General features: G+C 43.8%; 22 protein-coding genes. 11 read left to right on the forward strand and 11 right to left on the reverse strand.

Annotated elements, in window-relative coordinates; all coding sequences use genetic code 11:
* Nucleotides 1–41 precede the first annotated feature (41 nt).
* From gcvP to AB4507_RS19890, 3 genes are all read right to left on the reverse strand, one after another.
* Nucleotides 42–2,921 carry an aminomethyl-transferring glycine dehydrogenase gene (gene gcvP / locus AB4507_RS19880; RefSeq protein WP_372183181.1) on the reverse strand — a complete coding sequence of 960 codons (2,880 nt, stop codon included), beginning with the start codon at nt 2,919–2,921 and terminating at the stop codon, nt 42–44.
* Between the two features lie 89 nt (nt 2,922–3,010).
* Nucleotides 3,011–3,391, reverse strand: a complete 381-nt coding sequence (gene gcvH, locus AB4507_RS19885) for a glycine cleavage system protein GcvH (protein WP_017072176.1) — start codon at nt 3,389–3,391, stop codon at nt 3,011–3,013.
* A 51-nt stretch (nt 3,392–3,442) separates the two neighbouring features.
* Nucleotides 3,443–4,735 carry a serine hydroxymethyltransferase gene (locus tag AB4507_RS19890; protein ID WP_017072175.1) on the reverse strand — a complete coding sequence of 431 codons (1,293 nt, stop codon included), beginning with the start codon at nt 4,733–4,735 and terminating at the stop codon, nt 3,443–3,445.
* 440 nt (nt 4,736–5,175) lie between these two features.
* On the opposite strand from AB4507_RS19890, the gene AB4507_RS19895 reads away from it, so the two are divergent.
* The 3 genes from AB4507_RS19895 (at nt 5,176) to AB4507_RS19905 (ending at nt 8,720) form a co-directional block, all read left to right on the forward strand.
* The gene (locus AB4507_RS19895; protein WP_017059847.1) at nt 5,176–5,799 is read left to right on the forward strand and encodes a helix-turn-helix domain-containing protein; all 624 of its coding nucleotides are present in this window, start codon (nt 5,176–5,178) and stop codon (nt 5,797–5,799) included.
* A gap of 446 nt (nt 5,800–6,245) precedes the next feature.
* Nucleotides 6,246–7,379 (forward strand): glycine cleavage system aminomethyltransferase GcvT, encoded by a 1,134-nt coding sequence (gene gcvT / locus AB4507_RS19900; RefSeq protein WP_372183183.1) that lies wholly within the window; start codon nt 6,246–6,248, stop codon nt 7,377–7,379.
* 279 nt (nt 7,380–7,658) lie between these two features.
* Nucleotides 7,659–8,720: a trypsin-like serine protease gene (locus AB4507_RS19905; protein ID WP_136981868.1), complete on the forward strand. Its 1,062-nt coding sequence runs from the start codon at nt 7,659–7,661 to the stop codon at nt 8,718–8,720.
* Between the two features lie 100 nt (nt 8,721–8,820).
* On the opposite strand, the gene AB4507_RS19910 is transcribed toward AB4507_RS19905, so the two are convergent.
* Nucleotides 8,821–9,147, reverse strand: a complete 327-nt coding sequence (locus AB4507_RS19910) for a hypothetical protein (RefSeq protein WP_029236416.1) — start codon at nt 9,145–9,147, stop codon at nt 8,821–8,823.
* A gap of 200 nt (nt 9,148–9,347) precedes the next feature.
* Between AB4507_RS19910 and AB4507_RS19915 the strand changes: the two genes are divergently transcribed.
* Entirely contained in the window at nt 9,348–9,665 is a 318-nt protein-coding gene (locus tag AB4507_RS19915; RefSeq protein ID WP_017059843.1) for a helix-turn-helix transcriptional regulator, read from the forward strand.
* A gap of 93 nt (nt 9,666–9,758) precedes the next feature.
* Here AB4507_RS19915 and arfB read toward each other — a convergent pair whose 3' ends face one another.
* Nucleotides 9,759–10,169 (reverse strand): alternative ribosome rescue aminoacyl-tRNA hydrolase ArfB, encoded by a 411-nt coding sequence (gene arfB / locus AB4507_RS19920; RefSeq protein WP_017059842.1) that lies wholly within the window; start codon nt 10,167–10,169, stop codon nt 9,759–9,761.
* Between the two features lie 87 nt (nt 10,170–10,256).
* On the opposite strand from arfB, the gene AB4507_RS19925 reads away from it, so the two are divergent.
* Nucleotides 10,257–10,862 (forward strand): beta-phosphoglucomutase family hydrolase, encoded by a 606-nt coding sequence (locus tag AB4507_RS19925; RefSeq protein ID WP_017069882.1) that lies wholly within the window; start codon nt 10,257–10,259, stop codon nt 10,860–10,862.
* A gap of 63 nt (nt 10,863–10,925) precedes the next feature.
* Here AB4507_RS19925 and AB4507_RS19930 read toward each other — a convergent pair whose 3' ends face one another.
* From AB4507_RS19930 to AB4507_RS19945, 4 genes are all read right to left on the reverse strand, one after another.
* Nucleotides 10,926–12,830 (reverse strand): diguanylate cyclase, encoded by a 1,905-nt coding sequence (locus AB4507_RS19930; protein WP_372183184.1) that lies wholly within the window; start codon nt 12,828–12,830, stop codon nt 10,926–10,928.
* A 237-nt stretch (nt 12,831–13,067) separates the two neighbouring features.
* A complete protein-coding gene (locus AB4507_RS19935; protein ID WP_372183186.1) occupies nt 13,068–14,816 on the reverse strand; it encodes a formate--tetrahydrofolate ligase in 1,749 nt (582 codons plus the stop codon).
* Between the two features lie 294 nt (nt 14,817–15,110).
* Entirely contained in the window at nt 15,111–16,415 is a 1,305-nt protein-coding gene (locus AB4507_RS19940) for an inosine/guanosine kinase (RefSeq protein WP_017064646.1), read from the reverse strand.
* A gap of 129 nt (nt 16,416–16,544) precedes the next feature.
* On the reverse strand, nt 16,545–17,024 hold the full coding sequence (locus AB4507_RS19945; protein WP_017064645.1) for a CreA family protein: 480 nt from the start codon (nt 17,022–17,024) through the stop codon (nt 16,545–16,547).
* 248 nt (nt 17,025–17,272) lie between these two features.
* Between AB4507_RS19945 and AB4507_RS19950 the strand changes: the two genes are divergently transcribed.
* The 3 genes from AB4507_RS19950 to AB4507_RS19960 all read left to right on the forward strand — a co-directional run bounded on the left by AB4507_RS19950 (nt 17,273) and on the right by AB4507_RS19960 (nt 20,665).
* Nucleotides 17,273–17,767 (forward strand): hypothetical protein, encoded by a 495-nt coding sequence (locus AB4507_RS19950; RefSeq protein ID WP_017064644.1) that lies wholly within the window; start codon nt 17,273–17,275, stop codon nt 17,765–17,767.
* Nucleotides 17,768–17,827: 60 nt separating this feature from the next.
* On the forward strand, nt 17,828–19,636 hold the full coding sequence (locus tag AB4507_RS19955; protein WP_372133332.1) for an HD domain-containing phosphohydrolase: 1,809 nt from the start codon (nt 17,828–17,830) through the stop codon (nt 19,634–19,636).
* 303 nt (nt 19,637–19,939) lie between these two features.
* Nucleotides 19,940–20,665 (forward strand): HAD-IA family hydrolase, encoded by a 726-nt coding sequence (locus tag AB4507_RS19960; RefSeq protein WP_372133335.1) that lies wholly within the window; start codon nt 19,940–19,942, stop codon nt 20,663–20,665.
* Nucleotides 20,666–21,073: 408 nt separating this feature from the next.
* Here AB4507_RS19960 and AB4507_RS19965 read toward each other — a convergent pair whose 3' ends face one another.
* Nucleotides 21,074–22,498: a methyl-accepting chemotaxis protein gene (locus AB4507_RS19965; RefSeq protein ID WP_017064641.1), complete on the reverse strand. Its 1,425-nt coding sequence runs from the start codon at nt 22,496–22,498 to the stop codon at nt 21,074–21,076.
* Between the two features lie 148 nt (nt 22,499–22,646).
* Nucleotides 22,647–23,870, reverse strand: a complete 1,224-nt coding sequence (locus AB4507_RS19970; RefSeq protein ID WP_017059832.1) for an aromatic amino acid transport family protein — start codon at nt 23,868–23,870, stop codon at nt 22,647–22,649.
* A 446-nt stretch (nt 23,871–24,316) separates the two neighbouring features.
* On the opposite strand from AB4507_RS19970, the gene AB4507_RS19975 reads away from it, so the two are divergent.
* From AB4507_RS19975 to AB4507_RS19985, 3 genes are all read left to right on the forward strand, one after another.
* The gene (locus tag AB4507_RS19975; RefSeq protein ID WP_017059831.1) at nt 24,317–24,445 is read left to right on the forward strand and encodes a hypothetical protein; all 129 of its coding nucleotides are present in this window, start codon (nt 24,317–24,319) and stop codon (nt 24,443–24,445) included.
* 205 nt (nt 24,446–24,650) lie between these two features.
* Complete coding sequence (locus AB4507_RS19980) at nt 24,651–25,262, forward strand: ACP phosphodiesterase (protein ID WP_017059830.1); 612 nt, start codon at nt 24,651–24,653, stop codon at nt 25,260–25,262.
* A 57-nt stretch (nt 25,263–25,319) separates the two neighbouring features.
* Nucleotides 25,320–26,361 (forward strand): DEAD/DEAH box helicase (locus AB4507_RS19985; RefSeq protein ID WP_372134455.1); only part of this gene is annotated, 1,042 nt, incomplete at its 3' end.

A 26,361-nucleotide genomic window follows, 5' to 3' on the forward strand; every position in this document is an offset into this window, starting at 1 on the left:
CCTCCTCCTACTCGATTTTTGCTGCATAGAGCCGCTACGAATTAGTCTTCGTAGTTATCGATGCTTGGGCAAGAACAGATTAGATTACGGTCGCCGTATACGTTGTCTACACGGTTAACAGTAGGCCAGTACTTAGAGTTCTTCGTTGCTTTAGATGGGAAACAACCAAGTTCACGAGAGTAAGGGCGATCCCATTCTGCGCCAGCTAGGTCAACTTGTGTGTGTGGTGCGTTCACTAGAGGGTTGTTGTCTAGTGGCCATTCACCCGCTTTCACAGCTGCCATTTCGTGACGGATTGCGATCATCGCTTCACAGAAACGGTCTAGCTCTTCTAAATCTTCTGATTCAGTTGGCTCTACCATTAGCGTGCCAGCTACTGGGAAAGACATCGTAGGCGCGTGGAAACCGAAGTCCATTAGACGCTTAGCAATATCTTCTTCGCTGATGCCTGTTTCTTCTTTTAGTGGACGAATATCGATAATACATTCGTGCGCTACGCGGCCATTAGTACCACGGTAAAGAACAGGGTAGTGAGGACGCAGTTTTTCCATCACGTAGTTCGCGTTCAGAATCGCAACTTTAGTCGCATCTGTTAGGCCAGGTTCGCCCATCATTGCGATGTAAGCCCAAGAGATAGGTAGAATTGAAGCACTACCTAGATCTGCCGCTGATACCGCGTAGTCAGAACCTTGTACACCATTTTCGATGTGGCCTGGTAGGAAAGGTGCTAGGTGAGATTTAACACCGATAGGACCCATACCTGGACCGCCACCACCGTGTGGGATACAGAATGTTTTGTGTAGGTTCAAGTGAGATACGTCTGAACCGATGAAGCCAGGTGAAGTTAGACCTACTTGAGCGTTCATGTTCGCGCCGTCTAGATAAACCTGACCGCCCGCTGCGTGTACTTGTTCACACACTTCTTTCACTTGCTCTTCGTATACGCCGTGCGTAGAAGGGTAAGTGATCATGATGCTTGATAGGTTTTCTTTGTGCTTCTCGATTTTCGCTGCTAGGTCTGTCATGTCGATGTTGCCATCTTCATCACACTTAACAACCACTACCTTCATAGAAACCATTGATGCTGTTGCAGGGTTAGTACCGTGCGCCGAGCTTGGAATCAGACAAACGTTACGGTGACCTTCACCGCGGCTTGCGTGGTAGCGTTGAATCGCGATTAGACCTGCGTATTCGCCAGATGCTCCAGAGTTAGGCTGTAGTGAGAAATCGTCGTAACCGGTGATTTCACATAGCTTCTCTTTAAGATCTTTTGCTAGTGCTGTGTAACCCGCCGCTTGCTCTAGAGGTGCGAATGGGTGAATTGAACCAAACTCAGGCCATGTTACTGGAATCATCTCAGCAGCAGCGTTCAGCTTCATCGTACAGCTGCCCAGTGGGATCATGCCGTGCGTTAGTGAGAAGTCTTTGTTCTCAAGCTGTTTTAGGTAACGCATCATTTGCGTTTCGCTGTGGTGCGTGTTGAACACTGGGTGAGTTAGGAACTCTGATTCACGACGACAGTTTTCTGGAATTGCCGCAAACTCATTTGATGCAATGTCAGAAGATAGCGCTTGAACGTCTTCTTTTACGTCGAAGATAGCGAATAGGGCATTCACGTCGTCGACTGTGGTTGTTTCATCTAAGCTGATACCGATCTTACCTTTAAGAAGGCGCAAGTTGATGTCTGCTGCTTGTGCTTTCGCGTACAGTGCATCTGTCTTCTCTTCAGAGTTGATTGTGATGGTATCGAAGAAGCTGTTGTTTGTTAGCTCGTAACCCTCTTTAGTCAGGCCAGCCGCTAGGATAGCTGCCATGTGGTGTGTACGACGAGCGATAGTACGTAGGCCTTCTGCACCGTGGTAAACCGCGTAGAAAGACGCCATGTTTGCTAGAAGTGCTTGAGCTGTACAGATGTTCGATGTCGCTTTCTCGCGGCGGATGTGTTGCTCACGAGTTTGCATTGCCATACGTAGCGCTTGGTTACCGTGAGTATCGATAGAAACACCGATTACACGACCTGGCATTGTACGCTTATGCTTTTCACGAGTACCCATGAATGCAGCGTGTGGACCGCCGTACCCCATAGGAACGCCGAAACGTTGTGCTGAACCGATTACTACGTCTGCGCCCATTTCGCCAGCAGGCTTAAGTAGAGCAGATGCGAGTAGGTCAGTAGCAACGGTTACTAGAGTTTTGTTTGCTTGAGCTTTCGCAATGATGTCTGTTAGGTCACGAACTTCGCCCGTTGTACCAGGGTATTGAACTAATGCACCAAATACGTCTTGCTCTGGAAGTGTTTCAAGAGCGCCAACCATTACTTCAAAACCGATGTACTCAGCACGAGTTTTAACAACTTCTAGTGTTTGAGGGTGAACATCGTCAGCAACGAAGAATACTTTGCTCTTGCTTTTACCAGCACGCTTACACAGTGTCATTGCTTCGCCAGCCGCTGTCGCTTCGTCAAGAAGAGACGCGTTCGCGATTTCCATACCTGTAAGGTCCATTACCATTTGTTGGTAATTTAGTAGAGCTTCAAGACGACCTTGAGAGATCTCTGGTTGGTATGGTGTGTAAGCTGTGTACCAGCCTGGGTTCTCTAAAACGTTACGTAGAACAACGTTTGGAGTGAATGTGTTGTAGTAGCCTTGGCCAATGAAAGTACGTTTCACTTGGTTTAGGTTAGCGATCTCTTTAAGAGAGGCCAGCATGTCCATTTCGCTTAGTGGCGCAGCAAGTGTCATTGGTTTTTCAAGACGGATTTGTGCAGGAACCGTTTCGTCGATCAGTGCGTCTAGGCTAGTCGCGTTGATCGCTTCAAGCATTTTTTGCTGGTCTGCTTTATTTGGGCCGTTATGACGAGCAACAAACTCGTTTTGAGTACCCAGGTCTTTCAGTAATTGGCTTTGAAGTAATTCAGTCATGATATGTTCTACTTTCTCTCTGGAGCCGTGAGCTAGCCCCTAAAATTAAGCTGCTCAAAAGAGCAGCTTTATCGTAATGAGGTTACCTATTAGTCTTCTTCGATAGAGCTTAGGTATTCTTCCGCATCTTTAAGGTTGTCTAGTTCAGACGCATCAGACATCTTCACTTTAACAATCCAGCCACCTTCATAAGGTTCTTCGTTGATTAGCTCTGGGCTATCTTCTAATTCTTCGTTGATTTCTACGATTTCGCCAGAGATTGGTGCGTAGATATCAGAAGCAGCTTTCACTGACTCAACTAGAGAGAAGCTTTCGCCAGCTTCGATTTCGTCGTCAGTGTCAGGCAGGTCAACAAACACAACGTCACCTAGCATCTCTTGAGCGTGCTCAGAAATACCGATAGTTACAGTACCGTCACCGTTGTCTTTTACCCACTCGTGGCTGTCTGCAAACTTTAGTGTATTGTCCATTGCTTATTCTCCAAAAATTTATGAGGTTTTAATTTAAATCTTAAAAACGGTCTAACGGTAAAGAGGGAAGCGCTTGCAAAGCTCTTTAACTTGCTTGCGAACACGTTGCTCAACTTCAGCGTTGCCTTCAGGGCTTTCAACTAAGCCATCAAGTACATCGCCGATCCATTCACCGATAAGTTTGAATTCTTCAGTGCCAAAACCACGACTGGTTCCAGCTGGCGTACCTAAACGAATGCCAGAGGTAATCATAGGCTTCTCTGAATCGAATGGTATACCATTTTTGTTACATGTGATCCCTGCACGCTCTAATGCCTCTTCAGTTACGTTACCTTTCAAGCCCTTAGGACGAAGGTCAACCAGCATTAGGTGCGTGTCTGTTCCGCCAGTCACAATGTCACAACCGCGAGTTTGCAACACTTCAGCAAGAACTTTTGCGTTGTCGATCACTGAATCAATATAAGTATTAAATTCTGGGCCAAGTGCTTCGCCAAACGCCACTGCTTTAGCCGCGATAACGTGCATGAGTGGGCCGCCTTGTAGGCCAGGGAACACTGCAGAGTTGATCTTTTTGTTGATGTCTTCGTGGTTCGTCAGAATCATACCGCCGCGTGGGCCACGAAGTGTTTTGTGCGTTGTTGTTGTAACAACGTGTGCGTGTGGTAGTGGGCTAGGGTGAGCACCTGTCGCGATAAGACCCGCGATGTGTGCCATATCTACCATAAGGATAGCGCCAACTTCGTCAGCGATTTCGCGGAATTTAGCGAAGTCGATAACGCGTGGGATAGCACTACCACCTGCAATAATCATTTTAGGTTGGCATTCGATAGCGAGAGCGCGTACCGCTTCGTAATCGATTTCAAGAGTGTCGCGGTCTACGCCGTATTGAACTGCGTTGAACCATTTGCCTGAAAGCGCAGGGCGTGCACCGTGCGTAAGGTGACCACCAGCGTCAAGAGACATACCTAGGATAGTGTCGCCAGGTTGAAGTAGGGCAAGTTTAACTGCGCCGTTCGCTTGAGCACCTGAGTGAGGTTGTACGTTCGCGTATTCACACTTGAATAGCTGTTTAGCACGTTCAATCGCAATAGCTTCTACTGTATCTACGTGCTCACAACCACCGTAGTAACGACGACCTGGGTAGCCTTCTGCGTATTTGTTGGTAAGGCAAGTGCCTTGAGCTTGCATTACTGCTTTAGAAACGATGTTCTCAGAAGCAATAAGTTCGATTTGTTCGTTTTGACGAGTGTTCTCTGCTTGGATTCCAGCAAATACTGCGTCGTCAGTCGCAGATAGGTTCGTAGAGAAAAAACTGTCTAAGCTATGGTTTTGATAAGCGTTCATTGTCGAGACCTTTCATTAAGCTAATGGTGATTGTTTTTATAGTCCATTAGGTCTTACGTTGATTTCTGCATCGGTATCGTTTGCGTTATATAGGTGTATAAATAGTGCGTTGCTTCTTATTTATACGACCATAGCGTCAAAGCGATCGTTGTAGGGTCAATGCAGCACGAATTGGTTCCCAAAAATTTCGGGTAAAAAACAGCTCTTACAAATGTTAAATCTATCACTTGCTGCAAGCTGAAGTAGCATCTCTTCATCTAACAAGTCGATAACATAGCTCCGATAAAATCAATTTTCAACAAAAATTTCCAATAGGAAACAGATTTTCTCGTTTTGCTACAGGGAGCACGCTTTATTTCCCTGTGTGCTCTTTAATCAACAAAGCGCTTCATGCAACAATGAAATCAATAGACAGGAAGTAAGAAATGAATGAGGGACCTATGTCAGAAGACATTTATGATGAGTACCCATCTTTAACGTTGGCGAAAGAGACGTTAGATCAGAATATCGAACCACTTAGGCTCGGCCAGCGTATTAAAGATATCCGCAGCAAGCTGGGCATTACGTTAGAAGAGGCGAGCCAACGTACTGGTTTGGCGCGCTCTACGCTGAGTAAAATCGAGAACGAACAAATCTCACCGACGTTCCAAGCGATGCAGAAATTGGCTATGGGTTTGCAAATTGATATGCCGCAACTCTTTGAGCCACCAAGAAAAAAGGTTGCCACAGGACGTCGTGACTTAACTAAAGCAGGTCAGGGCAAACCTCACCCAACTCCGACTTACGAGCATGAACTGCTCGCGACAGAACTTTCGAATAAGAAGATGATGCCGTTCAAGAGCCGAGTGAGAGCACGCACCTTTGAAGAGTATAACGATTGGGTTCGCCACGATGGTGAGGAGTTCTTGATGGTGATCTCTGGTGATGTGATGTTCTACTCAGAATTCTATGAGCCGGTACCCATGAGCGAAGGTGACAGCATGTATTACGACGCCAACATGGGGCATATGTTGATTTCTACTAGTACAGAAGATGCACTGATTTTGTGGGTGACTGCAAAATAAGTTAACAAAGTTAGAATTTCTTATAGTGAATGCAAACGTTTGCTTTTGTTTCTAACGTTTGCCAAAAGACGCGATGTTGGTGTGAAAAGCATCAATATCGCGTTTTTGTATGCGACTGAAAGTTGTTTTTAAATTGTTAAATATCACATTTTGAGCTGTTTTAATCTTGTTAAGGGTGTAAAACTGACTCAGGCTTGTTTACTATAGTGAACACGGTTTACTCATGTTGATTGAAGTTTACTGAAGTGAATTCTTAGAAAGTGAGTTGTAGATTTTTTGTACTGCTGTCTGTTTTTATAACGCTAGCTTTATAAACCTATATAAAAGACATCACTTTTTACTATCTACTGTTTCTAACGGTAATCACTATCGTTAGGGCGACTCTAAATAGAGATATAAGCGGCAGATTCGATTTGGAAAGCCTGCAACGCTTCATGGAGAATAAAATGACTCAAGAACACGCTAATCAAGACCTACTAAAAACACCTCTGCATGCACTTCACGTTGAAGTCGGCGCAAAAATGGTTCCTTTTGCTGGCTACGACATGCCAGTTCAGTATCCACTAGGTGTAAAGAAAGAGCACTTACACACTCGTGACGCTGCTGGTCTTTTTGATGTTTCTCACATGGGGCAACTGCGTCTATACGGTGAAAATGCAGCCGCTGTTTTAGAATCTCTGGTTCCAGTAGATATTATCGACCTGCCTTCTGGTAAGCAGCGCTACGCCTTCTTTACTAATGAACAGGGCGGCATCATGGATGATCTTATGGTTGCTAACCTTGGCGATCACCTATTTGTTGTTGTGAACGCGGCGTGTAAAACACAAGATATCGACCACCTAACGGCTCACCTTCCTGCAGACGTAAAAATGGAAGTGATTGATGACCACGCTCTATTAGCACTTCAAGGTCCGAAAGCGTCTGAAGTTCTGGCTCGTTTCCAACCAAGCGTTGCAGACATGCTGTTCATGGATGTTCAAAAAGTCGATATCGAAGGCGTAGAGTGCATCGTAAGCCGCAGTGGTTATACCGGTGAAGATGGCTACGAAATCTCAGTACCGAACGATCACGCTGAAGCACTTGCTCGTAAACTAACATCAGAAGCAGAAGTAGAGTGGATTGGCCTTGGTGCTCGTGACTCACTTCGTCTTGAGTGTGGTCTATGTCTGTACGGTCACGATCTAGATACAACAACAACGCCGGTAGAAGCTAGCCTTTTATGGGGTATCCAAAAAGTGCGTCGTACTGACGGTGAACGTGCAGGCGGTTTCCCTGGCGCTGATATCATCCTTGAGCAAATCGCGACTAAAGACGTTCAACGCAAGCGTGTTGGTCTTGTTGGTCAGACTAAAGCACCAGTACGTGAAGGCGCTGAGCTGTTCGATGCTGAAGACAACAAGATTGGCGTTGTAACAAGTGGTACTGCGGGTCCTAACGCGGGCAAGCCTGTTTCTATGGCTTACGTTCGTACTGACCTAGCGGTTATTGGCACTGAAGTATTCGCTGAAGTTCGTGGCAAGAAGCTACCAATGACAGTAGAAAAAATGCCATTCGTACCTCAGCGTTACTATCGTGGCTAATCTCTTTTAAGAGAAACCACTAAGCTAAATGAAAGCCTATTGTTTGCTTCTCTTTATTGGGAAGCCTAACGGTAGGCTTTTTTGATTTTGGTAGCGTATGTCTTTGGTAACGTATTGCTTTTAACGTTACCCACTAACAACGGTTACTTAAAATTCGTTTATAAAATGAGATATGTGGCGATATCGTTACAAATACTTACTATAATCACGATTGTGACGTGTTATGGTGACGATTCATCATTTTTGTAAATAAGTAGTAGGGGTTACAAGGAGTTAACTATGAACGTAAACCATACAATGAGTCCGGTTCGTAAAGCCGTTTTAGGGCTTTTAGCGCCATTAATTTACACATCAAGTGTTATGGCAACGGAAAACACGGACGAAAGTACTCCTGATTTGGGTGTAACACCCTATATTGTGAATGGTAGCGACGCTTCAGTCACGGAATTTCCTTCGATGGCAAGCTTGTTCATTGATCGTATTGATTATGACGGTGTTTACTCAACAGGCCCTTACTGTGGTGCGACAATTTTAGATAACTATCATGTACTGACTGCTGCACACTGTATTTATGGTGATGAGAATGCTCAACTTTTCACGGTAGTTGTTCCTCAATTGGAAGATACTTCTCTATTCCCTAACGGTAGCATCCAGAAAGTACGAGTATCTGAGGTGTATTATCGAACGGATTATTCAAACAGTATCAATCAACTATTAAGAAATGATATTGCGATTTTAAAGTTAGAAGCTTCTCTTAACCTTCAATCCTCAGCTGAAACTGTTATCCCTCAATTTGATACATACCTTAATGCTGCGAATGATTTCGTTGCAGTTGGCCATGGTGACATCGAGACTGATGTTGATGGTACGACATTGCTACAACAAGTTGACCTGACATATGTTGATACTCTTAATTGTAAAGCTGTTTTCGGTCCGTTAGTCACTGATAAACAAATTTGTTTCAACGGTAACGGACCGAATAATGGCTTATACGGGGGTACATGCCAAGGCGATTCTGGTGGTCCGGTGTTTTGGAAAAATGGCTCTACATATGAACAGGTCGGTATAACGAGTTTTGGGCCGACTACTTGCGGTGATGACATCGGCGTAACATCTGTATTTACAGAGGTATATGATTATAAAGATTGGATTACGGATGTAACTAAAGGGGTAAATGATAGCACGGAAACTGTCCAGTTTACCGCGACAGAGGCAAAACGAGTTGCTGTTGCTGGGACAAGTGCGTCAACTGGCTCTGGTAGCAGTGGCGGAGGTATTTCATTTGGTTTGCTAGGGATGCTGATGTTGATTGCTGGTGTTAGAAAAGCAGTTAAACGTTAGATCTTCAATGTTTTGAACAAGTCGACGCTTTATTTAAAGATAGCGTCGATTTTTTATTTTTTACTTTTGCAGGTGTGCAGTTGGTTAGTTGCTTGTAGAACTAGTTACTCAGCTCGATAACCGCTTTACGGCTGTATCTTTCTAGAATCTCATCCATCTCTTTTATCGCAGCATTGATGCTTTTAATCCCACCTTGAGCCACACCTTTTTCATTTTCGTTCAATGCAGAAAAAGCTTGCTTTAATTCCTTACCTTCCAACATGTTCCCGTGCAGCAACACCTCTTTGTACGTGAGTAGCTTATGTTGTATTGCAATAATTTCTGGGCGGGGATTGTCTGATTCTAATGCGTGACTAATGCAAGGAAATGCCAATGTATAGCGATTCGCAATTTCCAATTTGACGTCTTTCTTATTCGCAATATGCAATTTTTATTATTTCCCAACACTTGAATACTCAAGTTACCTAGCCTGTACGTTCACAACTGATATCAGTGTGAAGGTTTATGAAACGTAACGGTTTTATCAAGCGAATAATATGCCTTTGATGGCTTATGTAAACCATCACAAGTCAATATGGTCTGCTTCTTGCTGAATTTAGGACATAACTGTCTTTTGAGGATGAGCTTATGTCACAAGAACCCATAATATTGGCGCTGATTGAGCGTAGGAAACAAGCCAACTTGTCTCAAGAAAAGTTAGCCTCGAGTGCAGGAATGAGCTTAAAAACCTATCAAAGGATTGAACGCGGAGAGGCGGACATCAAGATGTCTCAGTATCGTTCAATCACTAGAACCTTAAAAGTGACGGATTTGGATGTGGTGCTTGATATTGTTGGCGCATCACAAGTAACAGCGGAAGATGTAGCTGCGGTCAGTCGTCTGCTGACCAGCGAAGAGCGCCTGTTGTTGATCAAGCTGATTTTGTCGGTCAAAAAGAAGCAGTAGTCTTTCTTTCAAATAAACAGCGTAATAGATCGATTCGTTAGTCAAATTGACAGATACTTCTAGGGTAATGTGTTCTCTGAGGGCATGAAGCCATCAGCTCACTCTTCCACGCAGCTGTTTGGTGGTGCTTCTTTGTTTTTTGCTTTCTAAACGTCTTTTCTGAGAGCCACGCGTCGGCTTAGTTGCTCGTCTTACTTTTTGAACCTTTGTCGCTTCCAAGATCAATTCTTTCAAGCGCACTAAAGCATCATCTCGGTTTTGTTCCTGAGTTCTATACTGTTGCGCTTTAATGATAATCACACCGTCTTTGGTGATGCGGCTATCTTTGTGTGCGAGGAGCTTTTCTTTATAGAAGTCAGGTAGGGTAGAGTGCTTGATATCAAAACGTAAATGTATCGCGCTCGATACTTTATTGACGTTCTGACCGCCGGCTCCTTGTGCTCTGATCGCTGTTAACTGGAGTTCCCAGTCTTGAATCGAAACAGAGTTAGATATTTGTAACATAAACATCCATTTTGAACGGTAATATGGCGCCATGATACTGAATATTGGTTATGGTATCAGTAACTTTATTTAAGAGTGGTAGTAGTGATGAAAATAGATTTAACGGCATATGAAGGATTAATCTTTGATATGGACGGTACGTTGATCGATACAATGCCTGCACATGTAAAGGCGTGGGAGCGAACGGCTGAAGAGTTTGGCTTTCATTTTGAAGCGTCTTGGCTGCATAGCTTAGGTGGCATGCCGAGTTATAAGATAGCCGGTGAGGTGAACAGCAAATACGGTTTATCGCTCGACCCACAAGCGGTTTCTACGTTTAAAATGGCGTCGTTTGCGGCTATCGAAGACAAAGGAGACGTTATCCCTTGTACTCACTCTCTGTTGTTAGAGCATCTGGGTAACAAGAAGATTGCAGTCGGAACGGGCAGTCAACGTAAAAGTGCCGAACAGTTACTGGATAAGACAGAGATCTTGAGTAAGCTCGATATTCTCGTGACAGCAACAGACGTTAAGAATCACAAACCAAATCCGGATACTTTCTTAGATGCGTGTTTTGGTATGGGTTTGCAGCCAAAGCAGTGTGTTGTGTTTGAAGATACGAACCTAGGTAAGCAGGCTGCTCATGCTGCGAACATGGATTGTATTCTAGTGGTAGAGGGGAACAAACTAGAGTTCTATCCTGCACCAAGCTGATTGCAAGGATTGGGTTGTTAAACCGCCAAACTAATAGCCTAGCGGAACAATACTGATTTTCTGTTAGGCGATTTCGCTCATTTCGCTGTCTAGGAACAGGCACACACTGTTTCGACCTGCTGCTTTGGCTTCATAAAGTGCTAAATCGGCGCACTTGTAGTTAAGAGCAGGGTCGTTGGTCAGGTTGGTAATTCCACCACTGACCGTCACCACGTTATCGAGCTCAATACTGACTGCGATTCTCAATCTGTTAAGTACATACTCAGCTTCTTCTGTTGTGGTATGAGGCAGAATAACGCCAAACTCTTCGCCACCAATACGAGCCACAAAATCAGTTTCTCGGCACTCTCGTTGTAATACTTGAGCAACGGTTTGAATGACGCGATCTCCATAATCGTGACCAAATCTGTCGTTGATGCGTTTGAAGTGGTCTATGTCCAAAATCGCTAAACAAGACTGTTCGCGAGTAGGGTAACGATTAACACGAGAGCACTCATCTCGCAGCTCAAGATCGAATTTACGGCGGTTCCAACACCCAGCTAAGGCATCTTTTTCACTCAGGTTTCTCAGTTTGTTTTCTAGCTCTTTGTGTTTACTTATATCCACAAATGAAGCGACATAAAACTGAATCACGTCTTTCGAGTCTTTAATGGTTTGGATTCGCAATATTTCCGTGATCAAAGACCCGTCTTTACGACGATTAACCACTTCGCCTTCCCACATGCCTTTCTCTTTGATGATGCTCCACATCTTGATGTAGAACTCTTCGTTGTAGCGACCAGAGGCAAACATGGACGGTTGGCGGCCTTTTACGTCTTCTAACTCGTAGCCACTCACACGGGTGAACTCTTGGTTTACTTTGATGATTCGGTTGTTTCTGTCGGTAATCACCAAGGCAGACATGCCATTCATTGCGGCCTTAGCAAGTTGGCTCTCGATACTGTTCTTCTTGTGGTTGCTGTTCCACAATACGAAGCCAGCGGAGATCATCGAAATCAAGAAAGACAAGGTGATGATCTGAACGACGATCGCTTGTTTTTCTTCTCGGTATTGACTGCTGAACTGCTGATTTTCAATGTGAAGAACCATGTAAATAGGGCCTTCAAACTGTTTGATTTTAGGGCTGATGTCGGAATGAAAATACCAGTTCTCACCATCGAAATAGCTCGAAGATGTCTTGTCTTGAATCGCAGTCCAAAGCTCAGGGTATAACTTTGCGTAAGTCTGCTCTGAACGTGATTCAATTACATGTCCGAAAGATTCCGTAGGATCCGGCCCCATGATTATGTGTCCGGTTTTGTTGAGAATAATAGGAACAGCAGAAGATGCACCAATTTGATAGTGAAGGCGCTTATAAATCTCAAGCATGTTCAGGTTTGCGATGAAGTAACCAATAATGCGGTTGTTTTCAGCGACTGGCGTCATAATGCGTAGCGCTGGAATCAAAGGGCGAACGATCTCTCCGTTTTCGACTTCAAGATCAATACCGCGAGAGCTAATCTCACCAATCTTTAATTGCTGTAGTACCTCATAGTAATCACGCGAAGACTTGTTCTGCAGTTCACTATCTGGAACCACGATTGCTTGATTGTCTTTATAATTAACGCGAAACACTTCGTTGCCAGCTAGATCGAGGTAACGAAGATGGGAATAGTATTTTTGGCCACGAGCTAACATCACCCAAAGATCTTGCAGGGTTTCTTTATGGATAATAGAAGGTTCTCGAATCGCTCGGAGTAGTGTTTGAGAGTCGGCGATTGACGGAACAGAGTTAGAGATTTGCTCAACAATAACAGCGAGTTCATGAAAGCTGTATTCGATTTGATTTTGGCTAGACTGCTTAATATTTAGAGTGTGCTGAGCATCAATTCTGTCAAGTTCAGAATTGATGTAGAGGGCAGGGACTAGTCCTAGGGCAAAGATGGTACATAGAAATTGGCTGACTAGTTTTTTTATACTTGTATTCATCACTGTCCTCAAAGAATCAGCGCAATACTATATATTTTATAGGGTTTTTAATGTGATCTTGACCGAGAAGTTAAGACAAGATTCGCATATAACTACGATTTAAGTGCAACTTTTTGCAGTTAAGCTTGATTGTTGAGCAATCACTTCGTTAGTAAATGATTGCTCAATATAGAACACTGCTCCGAAACCTAAGCTAAATTAATCGCGATTAATTGCCGATTATCTAACTAAGGGCAGCTAGCTTAGGCCGACGATATTTCCATTACTATCAATATCTAACGACATGAACGCCGGTTTGTCAGGCAAGCCTGGCATGGTCATCACATTGCCGCACAACGCGTAAATAAAACCAGCACCAGCACACAATTTTAGTTCTCTAACGGGCACGTCAAATTGGATTGGTGCACCTTTTACGTGTGCTTCTGTCGAGATCGATAATGGTGTTTTTGCTAAACAAACCGATAGGTCGTTATAGCCATGCAGTTTGAATTCGGCCAGTTGTTTTTTAGCCAGTGGAGATAGCGTAATACTTGCTGCGCCATAGCCAACTTCAGCGACTGCCATCAGCTTTTCTTCTAGGCTTTGCTCTGAGTGATACAAAGGCTTAAATCCACTCTGTTTTTGGCAAGCTTTTACCACGGCGTGAGCCAGTTGAGTCGCCCCTTCGCCACCTTGACCAAATGCTTCGCTTACTTCAACGCTAACGCTTGGATCGAAGTCGGTGATCATCTGTTTCAAAGCATCGAGCTCTTGAGCTGAGTCTTGTGGGAATCGGTTAATCGCAACAACTGTAGGCACTTGGTATTGCTTAACGTTAGTGATGTGCCATTTTAGGTTCTCAAACCCTGCAACAAGCGCGTCTTGGTCATCATTAAAGATTGAATCAGGTAACGGAGTGCCCGGTCTCAAATCGTATAAACCAGAGTTAGCCTTTAATCCACGTAAGGTTGCGACAACCACAGCGCAATCGGGCTTCTTGTTCGACGCTTTCGCTTTTATGTTGCACGCTTTCTCAAAGCCCATGTCTGAGCCGAAACCACCTTCAGTTACCACAAAGTCACTCAGCTTTAACGCTATTTTATCGGCAATAATTGAAGAGTTACCATGTGCGATGTTCGCGAAAGGCCCGGCGTGAATTAGGGTAGGAACGCCTTCAAGGGTTTGCATCAATGTTGGTTCAATAGAATCCTTCATGGTCACGGTCATTGCGCCTGCAACGTTGAAGTCATCTGCGGTTAGCGGCAAGCCTTGTTTGTTGTAAGCAAGTACCACTCGTCCGATGCGCTTTCTCAAATCTTGAAGGTCATTGGCTAGAGCAAGAATGGCCATTAGTTCAGAAGCGGCTGAGATATCAAATCCATCTTCTCGCTCAAAGCCGTTAATTGTTTTGTCTGCTTCGTTCTTGCCAACCGTGATCATGCGTAATGCGCGATCATTATGGTCAAGTACACGTCGCCAAACGATTCTACTTGGGTCAATATCCAAGGCTTTTAAGCCAGAACGCGCTTCAAACGCCTCTAAGCCTTCCCGTTGTTCATGATACAAACGTGCATCAATGGCGGCAGAGGCGAGGTTGTGAGCGGCCGTAACAGCATGAATATCGCCCGTCAGGTGCAGGTTTAATTGTTCCATAGGGGCAACTTGAGAGTAACCACCACCCGCAGCGCCACCTTTTACACCAAATACCGGACCCATTGAAGGCTGGCGAATGCAGGCCATTGCAGATTGGTTAATCTCTGCGAGGCCTTGTGCTAATCCGATAGTAGTGACGGTTTTGCCTTCACCAAGAGGTGTCGGTGTGATCGCCGTGACTACGACTAATTTACCATCTTGTTGGTTGGCGAGGCGTTCAAGTGACGTGAGAGACACTTTAGATTTGAATTGCCCTAATGGCTGATGTTCGTTGTGGTGCAGGCCAGCTTGCTTGGCAACCTCACTGATGTTTTTAAGGGGAGTAGAGCGACAAATATCAATATCAGACAGCATATTTGATCCTTATATCAGAACCGAAAGGCGGTACGTAAACGTTTGCGTGGCGATAGTACTGTATAAATTTGCCAAGTAAAGGCAAACCACACGAATTATGTGCTGGAAGATAACAGATCTAAAGAGTCATTGCGCGAGATCAAATCTTAAACGAGCAAAATATTCGTTCTGATTACCTTCAGTTGCAATTATATTGGCGTTGAATACAAAAAGGGCTGCATATAGCAGCCCTTCAAGGAATGGGTAATCTCACTTGGCGTTAACCTCTAAGAGGTAACTACCTAATATGGCCGATTAACGATCCCAGTATGTTTCTTCTAAGCTATCTTCGCGTTCAGGCAGTGCACGAGAAAGGCGAGGAGAGTGCTGAGTCAACACTTCGTAGCTTACACGGTTTGCGTACTTACAAATTTGAGACAGTGAAGAGTACGTCAGACAAGCGTGCTCGTGTTTCTCTGAGTTTGGTACATTCACGTGGTGGTAGCTGTTTGCTGCCATGTCGTGAAGTAGTGCTGAAAGTGCACCATCGCCAGCGCCATTGGTATTCTTAATCTCAAGTGGGCCGCCTAGGTAAGGGCCAATGTGAGAGTACACTTTTACTGGGTCTTTACAGTCTTGCTTACGCATCGCACGGCTGAATTCGTATTTATTGAACTCAGGGATGTTACCCGGTAACAATGGCAGTGTGGTTTCGCGTTTCGCTGGTTCGTCAGTGTAACCTGCCATGTATAGACCAATAGGGCCTGCAGTACATAGAACTAGGTCAACCCACTCAAGTGCCTTGTTAGCAGCCAATAGAGGATCTTTTTCACCCGTTAGCGCTTCACCTTCATCTTCGTTCATCGCGACGATGGTTACGTTTTCTTTCAGGTATTCTTGCCACCATTCAGCGTTGCCTTCGATCACATACTTAGTACCAAGTGTTAGTACAACAGGCACATTGTGCGCTTTCGCGTATTCAATCGCTTTTTGTACCGCTTTTGGCATCGGATCTTCAGGTTTGCCACGCATTAGGTATGACGACACAACCAATGCAGAAGCTTTCTCGAAGACTTTTTCAGGAATGCTTTCTGGAAGAAGTTGGTTCATGTGGCCTTCGTTGATTGCAAACGTACGTTCGCCATCTTCAGAAATCAGCGTGTAACAACGACCAATTGGACCATCAACAGTTTGAAGGTGGTTTAGATTCATACGAGAAGAAGTGCGGCAAAGGTAACGATAACCAAATGAGCCAACTTCAATCTTCTTAGACATTACGCCAAGCAGGACAGATTTGCTGTCCGCAAGTACGGAATAGTTGTGCAGTGTGTTGCCGATAGTATCGCCAGGATATTGATGCGTGATCAAACCGCGCTCTACTAACTCTTCATACAGCGCATCTGCTTTACTTTCTTCCAATACCAGTGAGTGACCTTTACTAAGCTCGTATTTTTCTAGGAACTCGTTGTCAACACGGGCTTCGATATCAACAATCGTTTGGCCAACACCCACAATCGTTGCGCGGTGAAGCTTAGGCGTTTGTTGAATTTGGTTGACCAACGGATCACGTGCGTGAGTTGGAAAGTAGTGCTTAGATTTACGCTGTCCAGGAAACTTCATATGAAAAATACAGTGAAAAAATTTTGCCGCATGATATCACATTTTGTTTCTGTTTCTTTCATTTTTATTACATTTTGAATTACCTGCACAATGTCTGTACAGGTGATTCAACTAACTATATGTTTGAAACTACTCGGTAGGCTGTACTAACGTCGCTGGATCAACGTAAGCCTCTGTACCCCATAGTGGAACAGTTGAAAGGCTGTGTTTGAAGCTACCTTCTGTTTCTTTGGTGGTGTAAGACAAGTAGAGCAGCGACTGATTCTCTGCATCGTAGATACGACGAACCTTCATTGTTTTAAAGAAGATACTTTTCGATTGCTTGAATACCACTTCGCCAGACTTACTCTTGTCTATTTGAGCAATCATTTCTGGTGTAATTTCACCTGTTTGACGACAAGATATAGAGCTATCACTTGGATCAGAAAGGCTAAGGTTTGCTTCGATTGATGCGATATGACAGGTAACACCCGCGATCTTATCGTCATCTAATGAAGACATCTTGATATCCTTCATTGTGAAGAAACCCAGTGAGACGTCGCCAACCTCGTTGTCCGAACAGCCAGCTAACATTGTCACGATACCTGCTGCTATTAAGGCTTTTTTCATAAGAAGTCCTTTTTATTTATATAGTTCTGTTTACTATAAGGATATTGAAAGCTTGGATACGAGTGTAGAGCTTTTCGTTAAGTTCTTAAAGGATGTTGTTGGATAATGAAAAATATGAAGCATTTAAAGTACTTGTTGGCCTTGGTCATGCTCTGTATGCTCTCTGCTTGTAGCTCGGCACCTCAGCCGACCGTATGTCTTCCAAATAACTGCGATATTTGGGGATACTAACCGTAGGTACTAAAAGAATGAATAACGAAATACCTGAAATTGCACACAAGAAAAACCAATGGCTATTTAGTCAGCTCGATATTGCTTACCCCGCAAAAGAGAGCCTCCTCGGCCGTGAACTTTATCAAAGCAAACTTCCATCCAAGACATACCAACTCCTAGCACAAGATCAAACTCCTTCCCAAATTGATGAACTGCATAAAGTCGATTTCCATAAATTGACCGTGCTATTTTCACTCAACCAAGCAAGCGTTTACCAAGATGAAATCGAAAGGGCACACATGCTTGAGTTCTTGAGCCAAATTATGCTTTCTGACGATCATGTATTATATATTGGTACTCAAAACGGTGAAGTTGTGGCGAGCGCTATCGTCACAGAAGCGGATGGTTCCCTATTGATCTCGGATGTCGTTGCTGAAAATGGTCAAAGTATCAACAACTTTGCTAAGCAGTTACACGATTTTTGGGCACAAGATCATGCTTCTTGCGATAAAGTATGGATCGAGAACTAAAGATTCTTTGACAAAGCGTTAATCTAAGTACAATACCCCGTCTTATTTAAAGGGTATTGTATGTACAAGCTATTGATATCAATCGCTGTATTATGTGTTAGCGCTTATTCTTCACTCAGTTTTGCTAACGACTGGGATATTAAACGCATCCTAGTTTTACACTCATACGAACCTTCTTATCAATGGACTGCTGACTTCCAAAAAGGGATAGACAGTGCGTTCAGCCAGTCTCAAACCGAAGTTAAACTCTCAATAGAGTATTTGGATTCAAAGCGTGTCCACAGCCCAGAGTATTACGACTCTCTCGCGAACTACTTACGTGCGAAGTATGCAGGTTATAAATTTGATGGCGTAATTGCGACGGACGATAACGCAGCCAATTTTCTTGAATCTCTGCCTAATTTGATTGATCGCTCCACACCTGTCGTTGCAGCCGGCATCTATGATTTCAGCACCGACATGTACGCGGTGTCTGACAGAGCAACTGTGCTTTACGAGAACGATCAGATAGACGTTAATATTAAGCTGATCTCCAAATTAAGACCTAATCTAAAGAATCTCTATTTTGTAAATGATTACAGTGTCACGTCTGAATTGATTCATAAAGAAATGAACAAAATGATGGCTGAATTTTCAAATATCAATCTCGTAGAAATTCGCGACTTGTCGCTGGAGCATACGAGCCAATTTTTGGAAGGGATCTCTGCGGACGATGCGGTATTGCTCAGTCATTACAACACCGAGTTAAAGCAAGGGGTTTATCACACTTACCAAGAGATTGCGGATACGTTGTCAAAAGCGAGTGCTGCTCCGGTGTTTGCTTTGTGGCAATTCTATATTTCGGGTGATGTACTCGGTGGTTACGTTAATCACTCACAAAGCATGGGTGAACAGGCCGTCGATGCGTTGGATAAATACCTTCCACTTGGTTTTACTACACCGTTAACTCCCGGAGACAACAAACGTTTTGTATTCAATTACCCTGCAATGAAGAGATACGGGATTAGTGCAAACGCGTTACCTGACGAAGCGGTTTTCATTAACGAGCCTTCATCCTTTATTCGCAAAAACTTCCAGTTGTTATTGGGGCTGTCGATGGTGATTGCGGGTTTGAGCCTGATCATCTTGATGCAATTTGTCACTCTGCGCCAAAAGAAAGAGTTGGCGAATAAGAACAAACGAATCTTAAAGCTTCAGAAACAGACCTTGAATATCCAAAAGGATATGATTCATGTTCTCGGAGAGGCAATTGAAACCCGCTCTGGCGAAACTGGTAATCATGTTAAGCGTGTAGCCAAGTTGTCTGCACTGCTTGCTAAGTATCGTGGCTTGAGCCATCGCGAGGTCGAGATGATTGAGATCATCAGCCCAATGCACGATGTGGGTAAGATTTCAGTCCCTGAATCAATCTTGGATAAACCTGGGAAATTAACCGACCAAGAGTGGGAGGTGATGAAGCTTCATACTACGGCTGGCTATAACTTACTAAAGAGCGGAGCGGGTGATATTACCAACCTCGCGGCAATCATTGCTAACGAACATCACGAGCGTTGGGATGGTGCTGGATACCCGAATGGAAAAGTGGGTGATGAAATACACCTGTTTGCTCGTATCACTGCCGTAGCCGATGTGTTTGATGCGCTGCTTAGTGCACGTTGCTACAAAGAACCGTGGCCGTTAGAGATGGTGGTCGATTTGTTTGAGCGAGAGTGTGGCTACCAGTTTGATCCTCAGCTAACTAAATTGCTACTGAAACACTTATCCGAGTTTGTCGCTATCCGAGATTCGTACCCCGATACTGGAATTGTAGAATATGCGTCTTCACCTTCGCTTGAAGCTAAAGTCTTAGAAGAGTCGGTTGTTAGCTAATTGTCGCTCTATCTGAGTAGCCTATAAGCCATTTTTTTTATCGATTCACCACGATCCGGCTAGGAAGTAGTGATTTATATTTTCTCCTGAAATTGAGTAGCTTATGTAAACCTCGCAGTATTTGGTTTCGTAGAATCTGGGTTAATTTAATGAAAACTGTTGCTTATGCTGAGCGATAAAGTGATCAACTCGATATTTCGCGAAGAGAAATAAGCCTGTATCTGCAAACTGTTACCTCAATCATCTCGCGCATTGAAAGAACACTATAAGATAAAACTTGGATTCAATCTGAGTGAGATACCTATGCGGTTAGAACAGACTAAATGTGTGATTTTCGATTGTGACGGAACACTTATCGATAGTGAAAAGCTGTGCTGCCAAGCTTTGGTGAACGTTTTCACTGGCTTTGGAGCGGAGCTAAACGTCAACGACTGCTATGCGCACTTTCAAGGCGGGAAGCTAGCCGACATCTTAATGGATACACAAGAACGTCTTGGGTTATCTATCTCGATTGATACACTTGAACCGTTATATCGCACTGAATTACAAGCACTGTTCCAGCGTCATTTAAAGCCGATGGATGGAGCTATCGAACTTATTGAATTTCTCAAACAACAAGATATCGAGTTTTGTATCGCTTCCAATGCACCAAAATCTAGAGTTGAATCTTCATTGGCGATGACAGGCATGCTAGACGACTTCAAAGGCAAAGTGTTCTCAGCTTTTGATGCTAACAGCTGGAAGCCAGAGCCTGATCTAATCATGTACACGGCCATGAACATGGGCTTTCTGCCAAATGAGTGCATCTACGTGGATGATACGTTGAAAGGGATTGAGGCTGGTGTTCGCGCGGGTATCCAATCGTTTCGATTACGCCCGAGTATTGATGAAGCAATCGTAGATCCCGAAGCCGACTCAGCAGAACTCGCGGCTCAGGATATCTACAGTTTAGAAGAAATTTCAGTTTGGATTAATGGCAAGCACTGCTCAAATGGTGGTATATCGAATTCTGCAGCTTTGGTGGGGTAGAGCTTAGTTGAAGTCTGACTACCTTACTAAATTGTTTGGTGTGGAAACCGCAAGATGCACAAGTAAACTTTTCTCCACTTTCTGAAAGCAGATACTCGTCGTGTTGGCATAAAGGGCATGTAATGTCGTCGGTGTTTGGTGTTTCTGTTTTATTCATTATGTGTCACCTGCAGCAAGGGGGTAAGCGAAAAAAGACCCGTTCAATTAGATTACTCCTAAGCTCGAATATTAGACAGTTCTGACACTTCTTAATCTCTCCTTTGCGACTTGCTTCATGGTAATTGATAATGTCATCGTTATTGACCATGGTTCTTGTAATGTTATTAAACAAAAGCCAAAAAGAAAGGACCCATTACGAGTCCTCATTAGTTTGTTTTCAATTCACGCCGCTAGTTCACCAGTTGATCCTTAAGTTCGGTAGCGTGCCAATGTCTGAGATAGAGAAACCGACGCTTCTGTTAGCCTAGATACGCCATTTGAAGAATTCTGAGCCACGTCTTTAATCACATCGGATTGGCTTCGAATATCGTTAAGCTCTGCTGCAATCGTATTGGCAACGTTACTTTGCTCATCGGCTGATGTTGCGATTTGGATACTCATGTCCATTAGTGCTTGAGCTGAATCTGCAATCGAGTTTACGTCGTGACCAATGTTTGAAATCAACTGGCTACTGGTTTGCGCTTGGTCAACCGTCTGTTCGGTGATCTTCGCGATATTTTGGCTCTCTTGCTGTAAGCGTTCAATCATCGCTTGGATTTCTACAGTAGCCGACTGAGTGCGGCTTGCCAGTGTTCTTACTTCATCAGCAACAACAGCGAAACCTCGGCCTTGCTCGCCCGCACGAGCGGCTTCAATCGCGGCATTTAAAGCAAGTAAGTTAGTTTGCTCTGAAATAGCATTGATCGTCGTGATGACCTCGTTAATTTGGCTCGTATTCACATTCAAGCTAGTAACAGAAGATGAGGTTTGCTCAATCAAAGAAGAAAGGGTGGTGATTTCCGAGATTGCCTGTTGAACCTTCGCGTGGCTATCGTTGATTTGCTGCGCGTCTTGTTCTGTTTGTTCAGTTGAGCGTGCAGAGATGTTAGAGACTTCATTTGCCGAAGCTGTCATCTGATCCATTGCTGTCGCTACAGAGTCTAGAGAGGCATTTTGGCTCATGATTTGTGTTTCGCTGCGCTTCATCTCAGTTTCGAAAGAAGCCGATGTTTCGCTTAGCGTTGCTGCACTGTGGTTTACGTTGTTGACTAACTCACTAAGCGTGTCCATTGAACGGTCAAGCGCACAACCAATCGTGCCGAACTCATCACGGCCAGGGTGGAAGCCAAGGCGTGATGTTAAGTCACCATCACCAATCTTTTGAGTCGTTGAATAAAGAACCCAAAGTGCGCCGCCTAGGAAAGTCGCTACCCAGTAGCAGAAAAGACCAAAAGGCACACACCACAAGAAGCTCAGTAATAAAGTGTACAGTGCTTGCTGCTTTTGATTCTGTATATCGTTAGTTGAAACGGTAAGTGAGTAGTAGTTGCCATCTTGTGCGAGTGCTGTGGCAGTCACAGAACCATTATTTGAAATAGTGGTTTGTTGAGCGCGAGTTTGCTGGCTAACAGAGCGAACAGATGCCGGGGAGTCTGATGCTGATAAAATGCCTTGCAGTTGATACTCGACCTGCTGTTTTGCAGTTACGTCAATGTGTTCCATTTTGTTGACGTAGTTCAGTCCAGCTAGGCTTGCCAGAGCGGCAAAAAAGATTAAGAAAATGACCCAAAACTTGTCGTTGATCGACATCTTAATAAACAGTTTGTCTATCGTTCGAAATTGTACTTCTTTCATAAAAACTCCACGGTAAATCCTTTACCGTGGACTCTAAATAACCGACCTCAATAAAAATGTGACTTCAATCGACTAATTGTGAAAATTAATGATAGTGATATGTCATTTATGAGATCTGAATCAAGTAAATTAGTTCTGTATAGGTTTGTTAGCCTAAAGAAGGCAGTAACCCTACTGAAATAAGAACTTGAATCGCAATGATAAATACGCCAACGCTACCTGCTAAAAACAACGCTTTGCTACCGCCTAACACTTGGTAACTGGCTTCTGAAGATTGTGGTTTGACAGAGAAATCAGTGTAACGAACCTTGTAGACCATCACTGTTGGTAACAGAATCGCGAGCACTGAAAGTGCAATGGCTGCGTAGCCTAAAGCCATGATGAAGCCTTGTGGGTAAAATAAGGCAAACCCCAGTGGCGGTAAGAAGGTGATAGCAGCTGTCTTAACACGTTTTGCGTTACCTAGTTTCTTGCTCAGTGAGTCGCCCATGAATTCAAATAAGCCCAAGCTCACACCAATAAAAGATGTCAGCAGTGCAAGGTCCGCAAACACACCGACGATCACGCTTAGGTTGGATTGATGAACCGTTTGCGACAGCGAGACTAATAGCGCGCCCAAGCTTGTGTCAGACAACAACTGCTCTTGGCTAATCACGCCCAAAGTAACACTTTGCCAGAAAACGTAGATAACCAGAGGCAGTGCCGAGCCAATAATCATTACCTTACGTAAAGAACGAACGTCACCATCTAGGTATCGAACAATTGATGGGATGCTGCCGTGGAAACCAAAAGAGGTAAACACAACCGGAATAGCCGCAACAATCAGGCCTTGCTGTAAAGGCATGCTCATTAAGTATTGAGAGGTAATGTTTGGCGCTAGGAAGCTGAGTACCAAAACCATCGCGATAAGCTTTAAGCCAAACAAAACGCGGTTAACTTTATCAACACTGTGTGTACCAATCGTAACAACGCCGGCAACTAATAGGGTAAATAGAAGCGTGGTGATTTGAGCATTAAGTTCGATACCCGCGATATCCGAAATTCGTTGGTTAAATTGCGCACCGCCGCCAGCTATGTATGCCGCACACAGAGCGTAGAAAAGAAACATCACCGCGAAGCTCGCAATCCACTTTCCTTTTGTCCCCAAAATGGTATGAGCTAACGTGTGTAGGGTAGCGTCAGATTCTGCGAATTGGTGAAGCTCTACCATTAATAGCGCAGTAAAAGCCATTAACGCCCATAAACCCAGCATCAAGAAAAGTGAAGTTGAAAAGCCAATACCTGCAGAAGCAAGTGGAAGAGCGAGCATGCCAGCACCAATGGTTGTGCCTGCAATGATCAAAGTACTACCAAAAACCTTTGATTTATTCATTGTATATAATTCTTTACGTTAGGGTGTGTTTTCATTGTAATTCTTCTAGCTTAAGCGCATAAACCCAAAGAATATCTCGATTTTGAAGTATTCTGATTGAATTTAATTCCAAATGCAATTCTTATTGTAATAAAAAACATCCACTGTAAATTAATATTTACACAAAGGGGCGTGTCAGCATTCAAATGAGCAAAGCAAACGTTTGACCATGATCGGTTTCAAAATTTATAGAGTAATTTGTTGTACTTGGTGTAAGGTGGCAGTACATATGTCGTTCGCGTATACCCCTTTAGCGCAAAAAAGCGTTAATGATCGCGAGTAGCTTTAAGCTATGAATATGGAATGGGTAGAGTAGAGTGCGTTCATCAAAGTGACATAATATAAGTTCAAGATGGTGCACTAGTTAATCGGACATCATGTCCACATCAAGGAATAGAGGGGGCACAATGAGTGACCAATCTTATAATGACGAAAGTCTAGAGTTGTTAGATGCTATGGAAATTGGCATTGATTTGTCTGACTATGAGCAGACAGTGAAACAGTTAGCAGAAGAGCTTTTCAAGTCTTCGAACTAAGCTTTTAAGATCTTTAATTCAGTTTCAACTGAAACGTTTTAAAGCTAAAAGTTTTCTTAGCTAAAGCTTCTCAAAGCAAACAATTCTAAACTGAGCAAATCGTATTCGCTCACACGTCATACCAAAACTATCCTCATTAAAGTTCGCGAAGATAAACGAGTACGTTTACCATGTTACTTAGTTCTCGATACTTTAATGAGGTTCAATGAACTTTCTCGCACACCTTCACATCGCCAAGCACTGTAACAGCAACTTAGCAGGTAACCTGTTAGGTGATTTTGTTAAAGGCGACCCTAATAAACACTATTCTGATTCCCTTTCTGACGGTATTAGGCTTCATCGATTTGTTGATAGCTATACTGATCGTCATGATGTATCTCGTTCTGCAAAATCACTTTTCTCAGACCAAACACGACGCTTTGCGCCTATCGCACTCGATGTATTTTGGGATCACTGCTTAGCCAATCATTGGGATCAGTTTTCACAGCAGACATTAGAGCGTTTTTGTTTAGATAGCCATGAGCAGATCTTTGAACATCAAGAGCCACACTGGCCTGAAAATTTCGTTATGGTTCATCAGAAAATGGCTGAGCATAGATGGTTAGAGAGCTATCAAGACATGTCATCTATAGAGGTGGTGTTGCAGCGAATGGCGTTGAGAAGGCCTAAGCTCGGTATGCTCGAGGCATGTTACGATGACCTCGAACGTCACTATGATACGTTGCAGTGTCACTTTAATGAGCTTTATCCCAACGTTTTAGAGGAAGCTAAGCAGTTTAATGCGCTTCAAATGAAGAAAAATCAAAAGGAAAGGTAAACAGCGTAATGCAGGTTTGCTACAATCCGCACCTATTTAATCTTTGAGCATCATACTATGTCTGAATCTACAAAATCTTTTAACCAACTAGGATTATCTGAGCATCTTCTTGCCACGTTGTCTGAGCTTAATTTTACGGCTCCTACCAGTGTTCAAGAACAAGCAATTCCATTGGTATTAGAAGGCAAAGATGTACTGGCTGGTGCTCAAACGGGTACAGGTAAAACGGCTGCGTTTGGTTTGCCGATTATTCAAAGATTAATCGAGACAAAAGACAACGTTATTCCGAACCCTAAGCTCGTTCGTGCGCTTGTATTAGTGCCAACTCGTGAATTGGCACAACAGGTTTTCGATAACTTAACTAGCTACGCAAAGGGCACCGACATTAAAGTCGTGGTGGCTTACGGCGGCGTTAGCATGAAGGTGCAAACTGATAACTTACGCGGTGGCGCAGATATTCTTGTCGCGACGCCTGGTCGTCTTATTGATCACATGTTCACTAGAAACATCATGTTGAGCCAAACGGAAGTACTGGTACTGGATGAAGCTGACCGTATGTTAGATATGGGCTTCATGCCTGACATCAAGCGTATTCTTTCTCGCATGAACGAAGTGCGTCAAACTCTGTTCTTCTCTGCAACGTTTGATAACAAAATCAAAGCGATTGCACACCGTATGATGCAGAAGCCAAGTGAAATCCAAGTTACGCCAAAAAACAGCACCGCTGAAACCGTAACACAGATGGTTTACCCGGTAGATAAGTCGCGTAAAAGTGAGCTATTAGCGTATTTGATTGGTTCAAAAAACTGGCAACAAGTGTTGGTGTTCACAAAGACTAAGCAGGGCACTGATGCTCTCGTTAAAGAGCTTAAGTTAGACGGCATTAAAGCGGCATCAATCAATGGCGATAAGAGCCAAGGTGCGCGTCAAAAAGCCCTAGACGATTTCAAGTCAGGCAGAGTTCGTGCGTTGATCGCAACCGACGTGGCAGCTCGTGGTATTGATATTCAGCAGCTAGAACAAGTTGTGAACTATGACATGCCATTTAAAGCAGAAGATTATGTTCACCGCATCGGACGTACTGGCCGTGCGGGTAACA

It is taken from the genome of Vibrio sp. 10N.222.54.A3 (genome assembly GCF_041474095.1).
Lineage (GTDB): Bacteria > Pseudomonadota > Gammaproteobacteria > Enterobacterales > Vibrionaceae > Vibrio > Vibrio crassostreae_C.